The organism is Nocardioides sp. URHA0020, from assembly GCF_000620705.1.
Lineage (GTDB): Bacteria > Actinomycetota > Actinomycetes > Propionibacteriales > Nocardioidaceae > Nocardioides.
This window is the reverse complement of record NZ_KK211167.1, coordinates 219,209-234,825: the sequence shown is the minus strand read 5'-3', so window position 1 is coordinate 234,825 and position 15,617 is coordinate 219,209. Positions and strand designations below refer to the sequence as shown.

The 15,617-nt window shown below is 72.9% G+C and carries 19 protein-coding genes; 8 read left to right on the top strand and 11 right to left on the bottom strand.

Annotated features, from left to right (window positions below; all coding sequences use genetic code 11):
- Positions 1-94: 94 nt before the first annotated feature.
- The 4 genes from N542_RS0109880 (at position 95) to N542_RS0109865 (ending at position 3,740) form a co-directional block, all read left to right on the top strand.
- Positions 95-1,399, top strand: coding sequence for an aspartate aminotransferase family protein (locus tag N542_RS0109880; protein WP_028643780.1), 1,305 nt, complete (start codon positions 95-97; stop codon positions 1,397-1,399).
- Entirely contained in the window at positions 1,389-2,798 is a 1,410-nt protein-coding gene (locus N542_RS0109875) for an NAD(P)/FAD-dependent oxidoreductase (RefSeq protein ID WP_028643779.1), read from the top strand. Before N542_RS0109880 ends, N542_RS0109875 begins: the two co-directional genes overlap by 11 nt.
- On the top strand, positions 2,795-3,103 hold the full coding sequence (locus N542_RS0109870) for a cupin domain-containing protein (protein ID WP_028643778.1): 309 nt from the start codon (positions 2,795-2,797) through the stop codon (positions 3,101-3,103). The genes N542_RS0109875 and N542_RS0109870 overlap by 4 nt, the downstream gene beginning before the upstream one ends.
- A gap of 61 nt (positions 3,104-3,164) precedes the next feature.
- Complete coding sequence (locus N542_RS0109865) at positions 3,165-3,740, top strand: GNAT family N-acetyltransferase (RefSeq protein WP_028643777.1); 576 nt, start codon at positions 3,165-3,167, stop codon at positions 3,738-3,740.
- A 1-nt stretch (position 3,741) separates the two neighbouring features.
- Here N542_RS0109865 and N542_RS24235 read toward each other — a convergent pair whose 3' ends face one another.
- Genes N542_RS24235 through N542_RS0109845 form a run of 4 tightly spaced genes read right to left on the bottom strand, consistent with a single transcriptional unit; the run spans position 3,742 to position 6,832 of the window.
- Positions 3,742-4,797 carry a S1C family serine protease gene (locus tag N542_RS24235; RefSeq protein WP_051551577.1) on the bottom strand — a complete coding sequence of 352 codons (1,056 nt, stop codon included), beginning with the start codon at positions 4,795-4,797 and terminating at the stop codon, positions 3,742-3,744.
- A complete protein-coding gene (locus tag N542_RS0109855; RefSeq protein WP_231482587.1) occupies positions 4,790-5,440 on the bottom strand; it encodes a GNAT family N-acetyltransferase in 651 nt (216 codons plus the stop codon). The genes N542_RS24235 and N542_RS0109855 overlap by 8 nt, the downstream gene beginning before the upstream one ends.
- 13 nt (positions 5,441-5,453) lie before the next feature.
- Positions 5,454-5,951 (bottom strand): GNAT family N-acetyltransferase, encoded by a 498-nt coding sequence (locus tag N542_RS0109850; RefSeq protein WP_028643775.1) that lies wholly within the window; start codon positions 5,949-5,951, stop codon positions 5,454-5,456.
- A complete protein-coding gene (locus N542_RS0109845) occupies positions 5,948-6,832 on the bottom strand; it encodes an alpha/beta hydrolase (protein ID WP_051551576.1) in 885 nt (294 codons plus the stop codon). Before N542_RS0109845 ends, N542_RS0109850 begins: the two co-directional genes overlap by 4 nt.
- Before the next feature lie 90 nt (positions 6,833-6,922).
- Between N542_RS0109845 and N542_RS0109840 the strand changes: the two genes are divergently transcribed.
- Positions 6,923-7,570, top strand: coding sequence for a TetR/AcrR family transcriptional regulator (locus N542_RS0109840; RefSeq protein WP_051551650.1), 648 nt, complete (start codon positions 6,923-6,925; stop codon positions 7,568-7,570).
- A 24-nt stretch (positions 7,571-7,594) separates the two neighbouring features.
- On the top strand, positions 7,595-8,206 hold the full coding sequence (locus tag N542_RS0109835) for a DUF1684 domain-containing protein (protein ID WP_028643772.1): 612 nt from the start codon (positions 7,595-7,597) through the stop codon (positions 8,204-8,206).
- Between the two features lies 1 nt (position 8,207).
- Here N542_RS0109835 and N542_RS0109830 read toward each other — a convergent pair whose 3' ends face one another.
- Positions 8,208-8,603: a RidA family protein gene (locus N542_RS0109830; protein ID WP_036507226.1), complete on the bottom strand. Its 396-nt coding sequence runs from the start codon at positions 8,601-8,603 to the stop codon at positions 8,208-8,210.
- Positions 8,604-8,643: 40 nt separating this feature from the next.
- Positions 8,644-10,017, bottom strand: a complete 1,374-nt coding sequence (gene dnaB / locus N542_RS0109825; protein WP_051551575.1) for a replicative DNA helicase — start codon at positions 10,015-10,017, stop codon at positions 8,644-8,646.
- A gap of 546 nt (positions 10,018-10,563) precedes the next feature.
- Here dnaB and N542_RS0109820 point away from each other — a divergent pair.
- Positions 10,564-11,919 carry an MATE family efflux transporter gene (locus N542_RS0109820; protein ID WP_051551574.1) on the top strand — a complete coding sequence of 452 codons (1,356 nt, stop codon included), beginning with the start codon at positions 10,564-10,566 and terminating at the stop codon, positions 11,917-11,919.
- 69 nt (positions 11,920-11,988) lie between these two features.
- On the opposite strand, the gene rplI is transcribed toward N542_RS0109820, so the two are convergent.
- The 4 genes from rplI to rpsF all read right to left on the bottom strand — a co-directional run bounded on the left by rplI (position 11,989) and on the right by rpsF (position 13,726).
- Entirely contained in the window at positions 11,989-12,435 is a 447-nt protein-coding gene (rplI, locus tag N542_RS0109815; protein WP_028643768.1) for a 50S ribosomal protein L9, read from the bottom strand.
- A 14-nt stretch (positions 12,436-12,449) separates the two neighbouring features.
- A complete protein-coding gene (gene rpsR, locus N542_RS0109810; protein WP_008355445.1) occupies positions 12,450-12,686 on the bottom strand; it encodes a 30S ribosomal protein S18 in 237 nt (78 codons plus the stop codon).
- Between the two features lie 61 nt (positions 12,687-12,747).
- The gene (locus tag N542_RS0109805; protein WP_028643767.1) at positions 12,748-13,317 is read right to left on the bottom strand and encodes a single-stranded DNA-binding protein; all 570 of its coding nucleotides are present in this window, start codon (positions 13,315-13,317) and stop codon (positions 12,748-12,750) included.
- A 118-nt stretch (positions 13,318-13,435) separates the two neighbouring features.
- Positions 13,436-13,726 carry a 30S ribosomal protein S6 gene (gene rpsF, locus N542_RS0109800; RefSeq protein WP_028643766.1) on the bottom strand — a complete coding sequence of 97 codons (291 nt, stop codon included), beginning with the start codon at positions 13,724-13,726 and terminating at the stop codon, positions 13,436-13,438.
- Between the two features lie 167 nt (positions 13,727-13,893).
- Here rpsF and N542_RS24230 point away from each other — a divergent pair, with 167 nt between their 5' ends.
- Positions 13,894-14,838, top strand: coding sequence for a serine/threonine-protein kinase (locus tag N542_RS24230; RefSeq protein WP_051551573.1), 945 nt, complete (start codon positions 13,894-13,896; stop codon positions 14,836-14,838).
- Here N542_RS24230 and N542_RS0109790 read toward each other — a convergent pair.
- Positions 14,835-15,590 (bottom strand): DeoR/GlpR family DNA-binding transcription regulator, encoded by a 756-nt coding sequence (locus tag N542_RS0109790; protein ID WP_028643765.1) that lies wholly within the window; start codon positions 15,588-15,590, stop codon positions 14,835-14,837. The two genes, N542_RS24230 and N542_RS0109790, sit on opposite strands and share 4 nt — an antisense overlap.
- Positions 15,591-15,617: the final 27 nt, after the last annotated feature.

Genomic DNA, 15,617 nt, shown 5'->3' with positions numbered 1-15,617 from the left:
CTCACGCTCGGACGATGAAGGTTTGTCGTCCAAGCACCAGGTTTGTCGGCCGGCCGATGAAACTCTCGCCCGTCCACCACTGAGAGGTACGACGATGAGCACCGCCTACGAGCTGGACCGCAAGCACGTCTTCCACTCCTGGTCCGCCCAGGCCGAGATCACCCCGATGGTCATCACCGCGGCCAAGGGCTCCTACGTCTGGGACGACGAGGACCGCCGCTACCTCGACTTCTCGAGCCAGCTGGTCTTCACCAACATCGGCCACCAGCACCCCCGCGTGGTGGCGGCGATCAAGGAGCAGGCCGACCGGCTCTGCACGATCGCCCCCGCGATGGCCAACGAGCAGCGCGCGCAGGCCGCGGAGCTGATCGCCGGCATCGCGCCGGACGGCTTCGAGAAGGTCTTCTTCACCAACGGCGGCGCCGACGCCAACGAGCACGCCGTACGCATGGCCCGCCTGCAGACGGGCCGCTTCAAGGTGCTCACGGCGTACCGCAGCTATCACGGCGGCACCCAGACCGCGATCAACCTGACCGGCGACCCGCGCCGCTTCGCCAACGACACCGCGACCGCGGGCGCCGTGCACTTCTTCGGCCCGTTCCTCTACCGCTCGGAGTTCCACGCGACCACCGAGGGGGAGGAGTGCGAGCGGGCGCTCGCCCACCTGCGGCGCACGATCGAGGCCGAGGGCCCGCAGACGATCGCGGCCATCCTGCTCGAGACGATCCCCGGCACCGCCGGCATCTTCGCGCCGCCGCCCGGCTACCTGCCCGGCGTCCGCGCGCTGTGCGACGAGCACGGCATCAAGCTGATCCTCGACGAGGTGATGGCCGGCTTCGGCCGCGCCGGCAGCTGGCTCGCGCTGGACCGGTACGACGTCCGCCCCGATCTCATCACCTTCGCCAAGGGCGTGAACTCGGGCTACGTGCCGCTCGGCGGCGTGATCATCAGCGACGAGATCGCCTCGACCTTCGACCACACGCCCTACCCCGGCGGCCTCACCTACTCCGGGCACCCGCTCGCGTGCGCGGCGGCGGTCGCGACGATCCACACCATGCGCGACGAGGGCATCGTGGAGAACGCCGACCGGCTCGGCCGCGAGGTCATCGGGCCCGCCCTGGTCGACATGGCGTCGCGCCACGCCTGCGTCGGTGAGGTCCGGGGTGTGGGTGCGTTCTGGGCGCTCGACCTGGTGACCGACCAGGACACCAGGGCGATGCTGTCGCCCGCCGGCCTCAACGACGTCGTCGCCGCCTGCAAGGGCGCCGGACTGCTGCCCTTCGCCAACACCAACCGGATCCACGTCGTGCCCCCGTGCACGATGAGCGACGACGAGGCGCGCGAGGGGCTCGCGATCCTGGACGAGGGGCTCAAGGCGGGCGACGTGCATGCCGGCTAGCCGCACGGCGTACGAGGAGCACGCGCCCGCGAGCTCCGTCGTCCGGGCGGCCCTCGCGGGCTCGCGGCACGGCGTCTTCTGGCTCGAGGACGCGCCCGGCACGACGTACCCGGCCCTGGTCGGCGCGACGACCGCCGACCTCGCCGTCGTCGGCGGCGGCTACTGCGGCCTGTGGACCGCGGTGCTCGCGAAGCGCCGCAACCCCGGCGCCCGGGTGGTGCTGCTCGAGGCGAGCACGATCGGGTGGGCGGCGTCCGGGCGCAACGGCGGCTTCTGCGAGGCCAGCCTGACGCACGGCGAGGACAACGGGCGCTCCCGCTGGCCCGAGGAGTACGACGCGCTCGAGCGGCTCGGCGCCGCGAACCTGGACGCCCTCGAGGCCGACGTGCGCGACCTGGGGCTGGACTGCCAGTTCGAGCGCACCGGCAGCCTCAGCGTCGCCGTGGAGCCCCACCAGGTCGAGTGGCTGCGCGGGTCGCCCGACTTCCTCGACCGCGACGCGGTCCGCGCCGAGATCGACAGCCCGCTCTTCCTGGCCGGTGAGTGGGAGCGCGACTCTTGCGCGCTGGTGCACCCGGCCCGGCTGGCCCGCGAGCTGGCCCGCGTCGCCGCCGAGCTCGGCGTCGAGATCCACGAGGGCACCCGGGTCACCGACCTCGACGCGCCGACCCGCGGACCGGTCGTGGTCCGCACCACCGGCGGGCCGGTCACCGCCGACCGGGTCGCGCTGGCGACCAACGTCTTCCCCTCGCTGCTGCGCCGGACCCGGATGCTCACGGTGCCGGTCTACGACTACGTGCTGATGACCGAGCCGCTCACCGACGCGCAGCTGGCGTCGATCGGCTGGTCTCACCGGCAGGGACTGGGCGACCTGGCCAACCAGTTCCACTACTCGCGGCTGACCGCCGACAACCGGATCCTCTGGGGCGGGTACGACGCCGTCTACCCGACCGGCGGGCGGGTGCGCGCGGCGTACGAGGAGCGACCGGAGACGTTCACCGCGCTGGCCACCCACTTCCTCGCCGCCTTCCCCCAGCTGGAGGGGCTGCGCTTCAGCCACCGCTGGGCCGGCGCGATCGACACCTCCACCCGGTTCGTCGCCTTCCACGGTCTCGCGTCGCGTGGACGGGTGGCGTACGCCGCCGGCTTCACCGGGCTGGGCGTCGGCGCGACCCGGTTCGCCGCCGAGGTGATGCTCGACCGGCTGTCCGGGCTCTCGACCGAGCGCACCCGGCTGGAGATGGTGCGTCGCACGCCGCTGCCCTTCCCGCCCGAGCCGTTCGCCTCCATCGGCATCAACGCAACCCGCTGGTCGCTGGACCGGGCCGACCACCGCGGGGGACGTCGCAACCTCTTCCTCCGGACGCTCGACGCGGTCGGCCTGGGGTTCGACTCATGAGTGCTCCGGACGCCGGCAGGGTGCTGAACCCCGACCTGCTCGCGGCGGACCTCGGCCCCGAGCACACCCTGGCCCTCGCCCGCCTCGGCGGCTGCGACGTCGGGGTGTGGGAGATGGCTCCCGGCACCGTCGAGGACACCGAGGTCGACGAGGTCTGCGTGATCCTGGCCGGCCGCGGCACGGTGCGGTTCGAGGACGGCGAGGTGGTCGAGCTGGTGCCCGGCCTGGCGCTGCGGCTGCGCGCCGGCGAGCGCACGACCTGGACCGTCGCCGAGACCCTGCGCAAGGTGTACGTCTCCCGCTGAGCACCGGCACCGAGCGCAAATGCACGCGACGCGGTCGGCCCCCAGACACCACACTGGCGCCATGACCCAGGACCTCAGCGCGGTCGCCTGGCCGGTGCGCACCGCCCGGCTCGTGATCCGCCCGATGACCGCGGCCGACGTCGAGCCGACCTGGCAGATCCGCCGGATCCCGTCGGTCTACGAGTGGCTCGGCCACGACTTCTCCGACGCGGAGCGGTACGCCGCGCTGATGGCCGACCCGGACCGCGTCTCGCGCACCCTGGTCCTCGAGCACGACGGCCGGGTCGTGGGCGACCTCTACCTCGGCATCACCGACGCCTGGGCGCAGTCCGACGTCGCCGCCGCGGCCACCGGCAGCCAGGCCGAGATCGGCTGGGTGCTCGACCCGGCGTACGCCGGCCGCGGGCTGGCCACCGAGGCGGCCGCCGAGCTGCTCCGGATCTGCTTCGACGACCTGGGCCTGCGCCGGGTCAAGGCGCTCTGCTTCGCCGACAACGCGCCGTCGTGGCGGCTGATGGAGCGCCTGGGCATGCGGCGCGAGGAGTACGCCGTGCGCGACTCGCTGCACCGCACCCGGGGGTGGGTCGACGGGATGACCTACGCGCTGCTCGCCGAGGAGTGGCGGGCGGCGCGGTAGCTCAGCGCGGAGCGGCCAGCGTCAGCTCGGTGCTGCGCCGGTCGCCGGCTCGGAGGTAGGTGATCGCGACGGTGTCGCCGACCTCGCCGCGCAGGCTGACCAGCACCAGCTGCTCGGTGTGCTGGGCGGGGTCGCCGTCGATCTCGGTGATGAGGTCGCCGACCGCCAGGCCGGCCCCGGCGGCGGGACCACCCGGCACCACGGCCGTCACCTCGAGGCCCGACGGCACGTCCGTGGGATCGTCGTCGACCGCACGGGCGCCGAGACCGAGCACCGGGTGTGCCACCCGGCCGGTCTCGATCAGCTGGTCGGCGATCGGGTCGGCGATGCTCATCGGGATCGCGAACCCGAGCCCGACGCTGCCTCCGCCCGCGACGCCGTCGGCGCTCGGCACCGTCGAGATCGCGGAGTTCACCCCGACCTGGGCTCCGGTGCAGTCGACCAGCGGACCACCGCTGTTGCCGGGGTTGATCGACGCGTCGGTCTGGATGGCGTCGAGCAGGTGGGCGACCTCGCCGGTGTCGGCCGGGATCGGCACGTAGCGGCCGAGGGCGCTGACGATGCCGGCCGTCACCGTGTTGGACAGCCCGAGCGGCGCACCCAGCGCCACCACCGGCTGCCCGACGCGTACGGCGTCGGAGTCGCCGTGCTCCAGGAGGGGCCGGTGGTAGCCACCGTCGTCCGCTCGGATCACCGCGAGGTCGGTCGTGAAGTCGGCGCCGACGAGGGTGGCCGGTGACGTCTCGCCGTTGCTGTAGTGGACGCTCAGCCGCCCACCGCCGTCGACCGCGGCGGAGATGACGTGCTCGTTGGTCAGGATGTAGCCGCCGTCGCGCACGATCGCACCGGTGCCGTTGCCGCCACTGCCCTCGGGCGTGGCCACCGAGATCGTCACCACCGAGGGGAGCACGTCGCGCGCGACCGTCGTCGCGGGGCAGGCCGACAGCGGGTCGTCGTCCTGCGTGGCGACGACGACCAGCGCGCCGACCGCGCAGCCGAGGACGGCCGCGACCGCGACGCTCGTCGGCCACCACCAGCGCCGCACCCGGTCAGGCATCCCAGACCATCGTCTGCTGGTGCATCCGGGCGCCGGCGTACCGCATGCCCGGCACGACCGGGTTGTCGCCGTACCGCCGGAAGCCGACGCGCTCGAAGAACGCCACCGCCCGGTCGTTCTCGGCCGACGTCTGCAGGTAGCAGCCCGGGGAGCCGACCGACCGCACGCGCTCGAACCAGAGCTCCATCAGCCGGGTGGCGGCGCCGGAGCCGCGGGCCGCGGGCATCAGGTCGATGTGCAGGTGGCTCGGCCAGCGCGGGTCGCTGAGCTCGCCGGCGATGGGGACCCGACGCAGCCTGAGGAGGGCGGCGTCGAGAGCCGCCTGCACGAAGAAGCGACGCGGGCCGGGCATCCGGTAGAGCCGGTGCCTCCTGATCGCCGCCGAGGTGCGCTCCTGCTCGCTCGGGAACGCCGACTCGTCGACACATCCCGCCAGGTAGCCGGCGGGCCGGCCGTCGACGGTGACCACGAACACCGACTCCGGCTCCAGGTCGAGGTACGGCGTCAGGTAGACCTCCGCGAGCGAGGCGTGGTGACCCCACACCTCCGAGCTCGGCGCCCCTTCGCCGGCGGCCTCGAAGACGACCTCCACCAGCTCGGCACGGTCGGCGACGTCGTAGGGACGGACCTCGATCAGGGGCACGGGCCCCAGGGTGTCAGGCCACGGTGCGTACGGCGACCCGGCGAGGCGGTGTCGCGAAGGCGTAGGTGACGGTGGCGCCGTCCCGGTCGCGCACGGCGTGGGGCGCCTGGCGGGCCACCATCCGGGTCACCGCCACGTTGGTCGCGCTGGCGAAGACCTCCACGCGGTCGATGCCTCGAGCCGCCAGGTCGGCGATCAGCGCGCTCGCGATCCGGGTCCCGATCCCCTGCCCCTGCTGGGCATCGGCCACCACGATGCCGATCTCGGCGACCGGCGAGGCTCCGACCCGCACCCACAGGCCGTGCGCCACGAGACGGTCGTCCACGAGGCCCAGGAGGGCGCTGCCGCGCAGCCCGTCGGGGATCAGGGCGGCCACCAGGCCGGGCGCCGGCTCGACCCCGATCCCGGTCTGGAAGCGGAGGTAGGCCGAGTCGGGGGACAGCTCGCGCAGCAGCCCCGCCACGAGCTCCCGGTCCTGCACCCCGGCCGGGCGGATCCGCAGGGCGCTCATGCCCGACCGCTGCCGAGGAACGTCACGGTCGTGGCGATGACCGTGGGGTCGCGCAGGATCCGGCCGTGCCCCAGCCCGCCGGTCTCGACCCGGCGGGCGGTGGCACCGAGGGCGGACACCAGGCGCTCGGCCTGCACCGGGTCGACCACGGTGTCGCCGGCGTCGTGGACGACGAGTGCCTCGCATCCCGGCATCGGCTGGGCCGAGAACCGCTCCCAGATGCCGGTGTCGCCCGCGAAGAACGCCCGCTCGATCGCGTGCCGCAGCTCGTCGTCGAGCGGTGGACGCAGCCCGAGCCGGGCGCAGAACGTCTCGACCAGGTAGCCGAAGTCGCTCATCCCGCTGATCGTCACGACCCGGTCGGCGGCCAGGCCGTCGCGGACGGCGTACAGCGCGACCGGCACCCCGAAGGAGTGCCCGACGACGCCCCCGAACGGTCCGTGGAGCTGCTCGAGCTCAGCGATGACCCGCCGGTGCTCGAGGATCGTGCGCGCGGAGCCGGGGGTGTCGCCGTGGCCCCACCCGTCGTACGCCACCGGGCTGAGGCCGGCCGCGAGGAGGCCGGTCACCAGGTCGGCGAACCGGGACGCGCGGGCGCCCCAGCCGTGGACGAGCAGCACCGGACGGGAGCCGTCGCCCCAGGCGTAGGCGGCGACCTCGCCGTCGGCACCGACGCGGCTGCGGCGCGCGGCGTCGTGGACGGTGCGCTCGTCGCGGCGCACGTCGGCCGGGCCGCCGGGCCGGCGCCACAGCTCGAGGGCCAGCCGGCCGGCCAGTGCGGGGGCGACGCGCCCGGTCGCGTTCAGCGCGGTGCCGATGACCGCCGTAGCCGCCCCGGGGCGTCGGGTGGTCGCCGCCAGGTGGGCGGAGGTGTCGGTCATGGCGATCCTCTCGGACGGTGACTTATCTATCGAACGGTCGTACTATTAGTTCGCCATGTCAATCCCTTTCCGGCCCGTAGGCTGACGATGATGACCGAGCAACTGACGGAGGAGCCGACCGGGCAGCCGGCGACCGACGGGCGCGTACGCCGCGGCGACCGCACCCGGCGCACCGTGCTCGCGGCCGCCGTCGACGTCGCCTCCATCGAGGGTCTCGACGGGCTCTCGATCGGCCGGCTGGCCACGGACCTGGCGATCAGCAAGAGCGGCCTGATCGCGCACTTCGGGACCAAGGAGGGGCTGCAGCTCGCGACCATCCGCGCCGCCCGCGCGATCTTCGTGCACACCGTGATCGAGCCGGCCCTGCAGACGCCTCCCGGCCTCGCCCGCGTCCGCCGGCTGCTGGACGCCTGGCTGGAGTACTCCAGCGACCGGCGCTTCCCCGGCGGCTGCTTCTTCGCGCGCGCCTCCCACGAGTACGCCGCTCGTCCCGGCGAGGTCCGTGACGCTCTCGCCGCCCTCGACGAGGAGTGGCTCGGGCTGATCGCCGAGACCATCGCCGGTGCCCAGGAGGTCGGCGAGGTCGTCGCCGACCTCGATCCGACCCAGCTGGCCTACGAGCTGGACGCCTACCTGGACTCGGCCAACCTGCGCTCGCTCCTGGGCCGCCCCGGCGTCTACGAGCAGGCGAAGCGCGCCGTCCGCGACCGGCTGTCGTCAGTCGCCCCCCGACCCTGACCGACCCGGTGGTTGGCTGGGGCCATGCCCTCCCCCGTGAACTCCGCGCTCACCCTCGTCGACTGGCGCACGCGGGTGGCCAGCCTGTACGCCGCCGTGCGTGCCGAGAGCGACCCGGCCGACGGCCACCGTCTCTGGCGCGAGGGCCGGGGCGAGCTCTTCGCGACGCACCCGCAGAGCCCGATCGCCGCCTCCGCCGAGCTGCTCGAGTCGGGCATCTCGTACTGGCCCTACGACCCCGCGCTCCGCTTCGAGCTCGCGGTGCTCCAGGCCGAGCCCGAGGACCGCGACGTCGACGGCGGCAACGACGGGTCGGTCACCCTGCGCCGGATCGGGCGCGTCGAGCTGCCGGACCCCGTCGGTGGGAGCCTCGACGTCTGGTGGCTGCACCAGTACGGCGGCGGGATCTTCGTCCCGCTGCGCGACGGCACCGCCGGCCACGGGTCGTACGGCGCCGGGCGCTACCTGGTCGACACCGCCAAGGGCTCCTGGCTGGGCGGTGACGACGAGCACCTGGTGCTCGACCTCAACTTCGCCTACCACCCGTCGTGCCGCTACGACGACCGCTGGCGCTGCCCCCTCGCCCCGGCCGGCAACACGATCCCGGCCCGGGTCGAGGCCGGCGAGCGGCTCTGAGTCAGGGCCGGACGGCGACCGCCTCGACCTCGACCAGCTGGTCGGGGTAGCCGAGCACCGCGACCCCGAGCAGGGTGCTCGGTGCGTCGTGGTCGCCGAAGGCGGCCCGCACGACCTGCCACGCCGCGACCAGGTCCGCCCGGTCGGCGGAGGCGACGTACACCGTGGACGTGGCGACGTCGCCGAGTCCGCACCCGGCGGCCGCCAGGGCGAGGACCAGGTTGTCCATCACGCGGGCCGCCTGCCCGGCCACGTCACCGGGAGCCACCACGACACCGTGGCCGTCGAGCGGGCAGGCCCCCGCCGTGAAGACCAGGCTGCCCGGCGCCACCACGGCGGCATAGGCGTACGGCGCCGTGTCGGCCAGCGCTTCGGAACGGATCAGCTCGACACCCATGCGTCGATGATCGCGCATCGGCCGCCGCCGCGAGTGCCCCTCAGTGGGCCATGTCGACGAAGCGCGAGTAGTGGCCCTGGAAGGCGACCGTGATGTCCCGCGTCGGACCGTTGCGGTGCTTCGCCACGATCAGGTCGGCCTCGCCGGGGCGGGTCGACTCCTTCTCGTAGACGTCGTCACGGTGCAGCAGGATCACCATGTCGGCGTCCTGCTCCAGCGAGCCGGACTCACGCAGGTCGCTCATCATCGGGCGCTTGTCGCCGCGCTGCTCGGGACCACGGTTGAGCTGGGAGAGCGCGATGATCGGGAGCTCGAGCTCCTTGGCCAGCAGCTTGATCTGCCGCGAGAACTCCGAGACCTCGAGCTGACGGGACTCGACCTTCTTGCCCGAGCTCATCAGCTGCATGTAGTCGATCACGATCAGCTTGAGGTCGTGGCGCTGCTTGAGGCGGCGGGCCTTGGCGCGGATCTCCATCATCGTCATGTTCGGCGAGTCGTCGATGAACATCGGCGCCGAGGACACCTCGCCCATCTTGCGGGCCAGCTTGGCCCAGTCGTCGTCGTTCATGTTGCCGTTGCGGATGTGGTTGAGCGGCACCTTCGCCTCGGCCGACAGCAGCCGCATGGTGATCTCGGAGCGCGTCATCTCGAGGCTGAAGAAGACGCTGGTCAGGTTGTTGTGGATGGACGCCGCGCGGCACAGGTCCAGCGCCAGGGTCGACTTGCCCATGGCGGGACGCGCCGCGACGATGATCATCTGACCGGAGTGCAGACCGTTGGTGAGGTCGTCGAGGTCGGCGAAGCCGGTGGGGACGCCGTACAGGCCGGCCTCGCGGTTGGAGATGGCCTCGATCTCGTCGAGGACGCCGTCCATGATGTCGCTGAGCGGCGCGAAGTCCTCGGTCGCGCGCTTGTCGGTGATCTTGTAGACCTCGGCCTGCGCCTGGTCGACGATGTCGTCGACCTGGCCCTCGCCGGCGTAGCCGATCTGGACGATCTTGGTGCCCGCGTCGACGAGCCGGCGCAGCATCGCCTTCTCGCGCACGATCTCGGCGTAGTAGCCGGCGTTGGCCGCGATCGGGACGTTCGCCGAGAGCGTGTGCAGGTACGGCGCGCCGCCGATCCGCTGCAGCTCGCCCCGGCGCTGGAGCTCGGCGGCGACGGTGACCATGTCGACCGGCTCGCCGCGGCCGTACAGGTCGATGATCGCGTCGTGGATGGTCTCGTGCGAGGGCCGGTAGAAGTCGACGCCGCGGATCACCTCGGTGACGTCGGCGATCGCGTCCTTGGAGATCAGCATCGAGCCGAGCACGGACTGCTCGGCGGCCATGTCCTGGGGCGGCGTGCGGTCGCCGGGCCGGGAGGGCCGCTCGCCTGGAGCGTACGACGCCGGCCCGTCGCCCCAGTCGTCCATCGGCGGCTCGGGGATCCCCCGAGAGTCCTGCTCGGTGAGACTCACCGTTCCCCCTCCTCGCCCTGCGGCATCGGCCCGCCGCCGGGACCCGTCACGTCCCTGCGGACGCTAGCGACGACCGCCGACAGAGCGCCGAGACCGCCGCCCGGACCTCCCTCCCGACGGGAGGGGCGGCGGCTGACCTCGCGACCGTACGCGGGTGGCCGCCCGGGATGAAAGCCCGTTGTGCACAGGCACCTGTGGATAACCCGGTGATCCACGTGGAGGACGCCTCCCTGCGTGTGCACAGCGTGGGGAGGACGCTGTGGAGAAAACCCGGGTGGCGGCGCGAACAGGCCCTCTGACCTGCGTAAACGCTCGCTCACACCTGTGGATCCAAAAACTCTTGGCACCGGATATCGTTCACCTGCGGGTCATCTAGCCGTCGCCCTAGGGCTTTGTCGACATCCCACTCGCCTCCGGGGTTACCCACAGAACGACCGGTGTCGTCCACAGGCACGGACGGACTAGTCCTGTCAGCCCCATCGCCGCACCCTGCCCCTGACCATGACTACACCCCGACCGGAGCCCGCCGTGCCAGCGTCGCGCGACCGCGAGATCCTCCGGCTGGCGGTCCCCGCGTTCCTCGCCCTGGTCGCCGAACCGCTCTTCCTGCTCTCCGACGCCGCCATCGTGGGACACCTCGGTTCTGCGGAGCTCGCCGGCCTCGGCATCGCGGCGGCGGTGCTCCAGACCGTGATCGGGCTGTGCGTCTTCCTGGCCTACGGCACCACCGGGAGCGTCGCGCGCCACCTCGGCGCCGGCGACCTGCGCGGCGCCGTCGCCCAGGGCGTCGACGGGCTCTGGCTGGCCCTGGGCATCGGCTCGGTCGTGACCGTCCTGGGGGTGGCGTCGACAGACCGGCTGGTCGACGCCTTCGGGGCCGGAGCCGCCGTGAGCGACTCGGCGACGACGTACCTGCGGGTCGCGTTCCTCGGCACCGTCCCCCTCCTGCTGATGCTCGCCGCGACCGGCGTGCTGCGCGGGCTCCAGGACACGCGGACGCCGCTGGTGGTCGCGGTGGCCGGCAACGCGCTCAACGTCGTGCTCAACCTGCTGCTGGTCTACCCGCTCGGGCTCGGCATCGCCGGCTCCGCGCTCGGCTCCGTGGTCGCCCAGGTCGCCAGCGCCGGCGTCTTCGTGCTCGTGGTGGTGCGGGCCGCGCGTCGCACCGGTGCCCCGCTGCGCCCGGACCTGCCCGGCATCCGCGCCGCGGGGCGGGCCGGCGTCCCCCTCGTCGTGCGCACCCTGACCCTGCGGGCCGCGATCGTGATCACGACGTACGTCGTGACGCTGGCCGCCGTCAGCGCCCGCGACCAGGAGGTGGACCTGGCCACCCACCAGCTCGCGATGACGCTGTGGACGTTCCTCGCGTTCACCCTCGACTCCATCGCGATCGCCGCGCAGGCGCTCACCGGTCGGCTGCTCGGCGCGGGCGACGTGGCCGGCGCCCGGGAGATGACCCGACGGATGGTGTGGTGGGGCGCGGTGAGCGGCGTCGTCACCGGGCTCCTGCTGGCCGGGGTCAGCCCGTGGGTCGGGCACCTCTTCACCGGTGACGACGCGGTCACCGACCTGCTCGTGCCGGTCCTGGTCGTGGCGGCGATCGGCCAGCCGGTGGCCGGGGTGGTGTTCGTGCTCGACGGCGTGCTGATCGGCGCCGGCGACGGCCGCTACCTGGCCCGGGCCGGCCTGGTCACGCTGGCCGTCTACGCCCCGGTGGCCCTGCTGCTGGCCGCGACCTCCGCCGGCCTGGTCGCCATCTGGGTGGCGTTCTGCTCGGTCTTCATGGGCGCCCGGCTGGTGGTGCTGGTGCGGCGCGCCCGGAGCGATGCGTGGCTGGTGACCGGCGCGGGCGCCTGACGTCGTCGAGCAACGCACCAGGGGCCGCCCCTCCCGAAGGAGGAACGGCCCCTGGGGCGACTGACGGGGTCAGGCAGGGATGACGTTCAGCGCGACGGTGGCGGAGACGCCATCGTGCAGCTTCACGGCCACCTCGTGGTTGCCCAGCGCCTTGATCGGGTTGGTCACCACGATCGTGCGCTTGTCGACCTTCTCGCCGGACGTCTCGGACAGCGCGTCGGCGATCTCGCCCACGGTCACCGCCCCGAACAGACGACCACCGGCACCGGCGCGCACCTTCACGCTGACCGACTCGGCCTCGAGCTTGGTCTTGATCTCCTCGGCGTGGCCGAGGTCGCGGACGGCACGCGAGGAGCGAGCAGCCTTGATCGACTCGATCTGCTTCTCGCCACCGCGCGTCCACCGCAGCGCGAGGCCGCGGGGGACGAGGTAGTTGCGGCCGTAGCCGTCCTTCACCTCGACGACGTCGCCGGGGGCACCGAGACCGGTGACTTCCTGGGTCAGGATGAGCTTCATGTCGTCAGCTCCCTTCAGCGACCGGTGGACGTGTAGGGCAGCAGTGCGACCTCGCGGGCGTTCTTGACCGCGATCGCGACGTCCCGCTGGTGCTGGACGCAGTTGCCGGTGACCCGACGCGCGCGGATCTTGCCGCGGTCGGAGATGAACTTGCGGAGGAGCGTGGCGTCCTTGTAGTCGACGCCGGTCGCCTTCTCCTTGCAGAACTGGCAAACCTTCTTCTTGGGCTTGCGAATCACTGCCTTGGCCATTGTGGTGCTCCCTTTCTAGAAGCCCGGCCGGAGCCGGAATGGTTGAGGGTGAACGGATGGATCAGAACGGTGGTTCGTCAGAACCTGCGCCGGGAGCGCCCCACGGGTCGCCTGCGGGGGCGGACTGGCCGCCACCGCCCTGGCCACCCTGGGACGGAGCGGGGGTCGCCCACGGGTCGTTGCCGCCGGAGGACTGCTGGGGACGGGACTGACCGCCACCCTGTCCTCCCTGGCCACCACCGGAGTAGCCACCGCCGCCGCCCGAGCGCGAGGCCCGGGTGACCTTGGCGGTGGCGAACGCCAGCGACGGACCGACCTCGTCGACCTCGAGCTCCACGACGGTGCGCTTCTCGCCCTCGCGGGTCTCGTACGAGCGCTGCTTCAGGCGACCCTGCACGACGACACGCATGCCGCGTTGCAGGGACTCGGCGACGTTCTCCGCGGCCTGACGCCACACCGAGCAGGAGAGGAACAGCGCGTCGCCGTCCTTCCACTCGTTGGTCTGCCGGTCGAAGGTGCGCGGCGTCGATGCGATCCGGAAGTTCGCCACGGCCGCACCCGAGGGGGTGAAGCGCAGCTCCGGGTCGTCGACGAGGTTGCCGACCACCGTGATGACGGTCTCGCCTGCCATGGATGCTCCCTAAGCGAAGGTGTTGATCAGAGTCGTCCGACCACGTCCGCACATCGTCGCCGCTGGCGCCGACACTGGGAAGTGGTCGTCCACAGGCAGTGCCCGTGGCCGGGAAGGATCAGTGAGCGTCGGGACGCATGACCTTCGTGCGGAGGATCGACTCGTTGAGGGTGAGCTGACGGTCGAACTCCTTGACCGTGGCCGGCTCGGCGTTCAACGTGATGACGGCGTAGATGCCCTCGGCGTTCTTCTTGACCTCGTAGGCCAGCCGGCGGCGTCCCCACACGTCGACGGACTCCACGGAGCCGCCGTCCTTGCGGATGACGTTGAGGTACTTGTCGAGCGAACCTTCGACGGTCCGCTCTTCGATGCTCGGGTCAAGGATGACCATCACTTCGTAGGCACGCATGTCGTTGTCCACCTCCTGTGGGCTAGGGCGGCCACGGACTCTCCGTGGCAGGAGGGATATGCGTTGTGTCCCTGTGCGACCCGGATGGTCGACGCAGAGAACGCCCCAGGCTAACAGCGTGGGAGCGCCCGCCCATAACCGGCGCACGACGGGGTAGGAGCCCGACGATGACGTCCTCGCCCCGCACCCGGCCCGGCACCCGGCCCGGCACCCGGCCCGGCACCCCGCTCGCCGGCCGCTACCTGCTGCTCGACCAGATCGGCGTGGGCGGCATGGGGTCGGTCTGGCGGGCCCGCGACCTCCGCTCCGGGGAACTGGTGGCGGTCAAGGTCCTCGGCGCGCACGACAGCGCGATGCTGCTGCGCTTCGTGCGCGAGCAGTCGCTGCGGATCCGGCACCCGCACGTCCTCACCCCGACCGGCTGGGCCGCTGACGACCACCGGGTGGTCCTCGGGATGGACCTGGTGCGCGGGGGCACGGTCGACGACCTGCTGGGCGAGACCGGACCGCTCCCCGCGTCGTACGCCGCGGCGCTGCTCGACCAGCTCCTCCAGGCGCTCGCCGCCGTGCACGCCGCGGGAGTGGTGCACCGCGACGTGAAGCCCGCCAACCTGCTGCTCGAGCCGACCGCGAGCGGTGCGCCGTACCTCCGGCTCGGTGACTTCGGCGTCGCGGTCCCGGTCGCGGACGTGCGCCTGACCCGCGGACCCGCCGTGGTCGGCACAGACGGCTACCTGGCCCCCGCGCAGGAGGCCGGCGCCGCGCCCGACCCGCGCCAGGACCTGTACGCCGTCGGTGTGGTCGCCACGCAGCTGCTGCTCGCCCGGCCACCGCGAGCCGGACGGGCGCCGATGGTGCCCGAGGGCCCGCTGCGCCGCTGGATCTCCGCGCTGGTCGACCCGAACCCGGAGCTGCGGCCGCCGACGGCGGCCGTCGCGCTCGAGCGGCTGCGGCGCATCGAGCTCCCCGACGACGGGCCGTGGCCCGTCGTGCCCGACCGGCTCGGCGACCCGCCTCGGCTGCCGCGGCCGCGGTGGCCGACCGTGGTGATCGTCGTGTCGCTGCTGGTGATCGGAGGGTGCGCCCTGGCGACGTGGGCGATGCTGCGCTAGGCGCCGCGGACGTCGACGCCGGCGGCGCGCAGCTCGGCCACGCCGCGGGCCGGCGCGGCCTGGTCGGTGATCACCGCGGTGACCGCGGCGAGCGGCACCACCTCAAAGGCGGAGGCGGCCCCGATCTTCTCGCCGCTGCCGAGCACGTAGGTCTCGGCGGCGCGCTCGGTCCAGGCCCGCTTGATGGCGGCCTCGTCGGCGTCGCCGGTCGTCAGGCCGGCCGTGGGATGGATGCCGGTGACGCCCAGGAAGAAGGCGTCCACGCTGACCCGGCCGATCGCCTCGTGCGCGACCGCTCCCGCCGCGACGACCGAGTGCTTGAAGAGCCGGCCACCGATGATGATCACCTCGATGGTCGGGTGCGCGGCCAGCTCGACGGCGATGGTCGGGCTGTGGGTGATCACGGTGGCGCGGAGGTCGGGCGGCAGCCGACGCGCCAGCTCACGCGCCGTGGTGCCGCCGTCGACGGCGATGGTCTGGCCGGGGCGCACCAGCGCGGCCGCCGTACGCGCCACCTCGGCCTTGGCGCCGGTGCCGATCGCCGTGCGCGCCGCGAAGTCGGCGACCGCGGGCGACGCGGGCAGCGCGCCGCCGTGGACGCGGTGCAGCAGCCCGTCGGCCGCGAGGTCGCGCAGGTCGCGGCGGATGGTGTCCTCGGACAGGTCCAGCTCGGCGGCGAGGTCCTTGGCGACCACCCGTCCCTGCTCGCGCAGGGTGGTGAGGATCAGGTCCTTGCGTTGGGCGGCCAGCACGGCGCCACCCTAGACCCGATGCGTCCT

What these genes read in the sequence shown, in the direction of transcription:
- N542_RS0109805 (WP_028643767.1), bottom strand. Translation starts at nt 13,317, where the DNA reads ATGGCAGGCGAGACCGTCATCACGGTGGTCGGCAACCTCGTCGACGAC.
- N542_RS24235 (WP_051551577.1), bottom strand. Translation starts at nt 4,797, where the DNA reads ATGCCTGACCGGGTGCGGCGCTGGTGGTGGCCGACGAGCGTCGCGGTC.
- N542_RS24230 (WP_051551573.1), top strand. Translation starts at nt 13,894, where the DNA reads ATGACGTCCTCGCCCCGCACCCGGCCCGGCACCCGGCCCGGCACCCGG.
- N542_RS0109835 (WP_028643772.1), top strand. Translation starts at nt 7,595, where the DNA reads ATGCCCTCCCCCGTGAACTCCGCGCTCACCCTCGTCGACTGGCGCACG.
- N542_RS0109870 (WP_028643778.1), top strand. Translation starts at nt 2,795, where the DNA reads ATGAGTGCTCCGGACGCCGGCAGGGTGCTGAACCCCGACCTGCTCGCG.
- N542_RS0109880 (WP_028643780.1), top strand. Translation starts at nt 95, where the DNA reads ATGAGCACCGCCTACGAGCTGGACCGCAAGCACGTCTTCCACTCCTGG.
- N542_RS0109830 (WP_036507226.1), bottom strand. Translation starts at nt 8,603, where the DNA reads ATGGGTGTCGAGCTGATCCGTTCCGAAGCGCTGGCCGACACGGCGCCG.
- rpsF (WP_028643766.1), bottom strand. Translation starts at nt 13,726, where the DNA reads ATGCGTGCCTACGAAGTGATGGTCATCCTTGACCCGAGCATCGAAGAG.
- rplI (WP_028643768.1), bottom strand. Translation starts at nt 12,435, where the DNA reads ATGAAGCTCATCCTGACCCAGGAAGTCACCGGTCTCGGTGCCCCCGGC.
- N542_RS0109845 (WP_051551576.1), bottom strand. Translation starts at nt 6,832, where the DNA reads ATGACCGACACCTCCGCCCACCTGGCGGCGACCACCCGACGCCCCGGG.
- rpsR (WP_008355445.1), bottom strand. Translation starts at nt 12,686, where the DNA reads ATGGCCAAGGCAGTGATTCGCAAGCCCAAGAAGAAGGTTTGCCAGTTC.
- N542_RS0109875 (WP_028643779.1), top strand. Translation starts at nt 1,389, where the DNA reads ATGCCGGCTAGCCGCACGGCGTACGAGGAGCACGCGCCCGCGAGCTCC.
- N542_RS0109840 (WP_051551650.1), top strand. Translation starts at nt 6,923, where the DNA reads ATGACCGAGCAACTGACGGAGGAGCCGACCGGGCAGCCGGCGACCGAC.
- dnaB (WP_051551575.1), bottom strand. Translation starts at nt 10,017, where the DNA reads ATGGACGACTGGGGCGACGGGCCGGCGTCGTACGCTCCAGGCGAGCGG.
- N542_RS0109850 (WP_028643775.1), bottom strand. Translation starts at nt 5,951, where the DNA reads ATGAGCGCCCTGCGGATCCGCCCGGCCGGGGTGCAGGACCGGGAGCTC.
- N542_RS0109820 (WP_051551574.1), top strand. Translation starts at nt 10,564, where the DNA reads ATGACTACACCCCGACCGGAGCCCGCCGTGCCAGCGTCGCGCGACCGC.
- N542_RS0109865 (WP_028643777.1), top strand. Translation starts at nt 3,165, where the DNA reads ATGACCCAGGACCTCAGCGCGGTCGCCTGGCCGGTGCGCACCGCCCGG.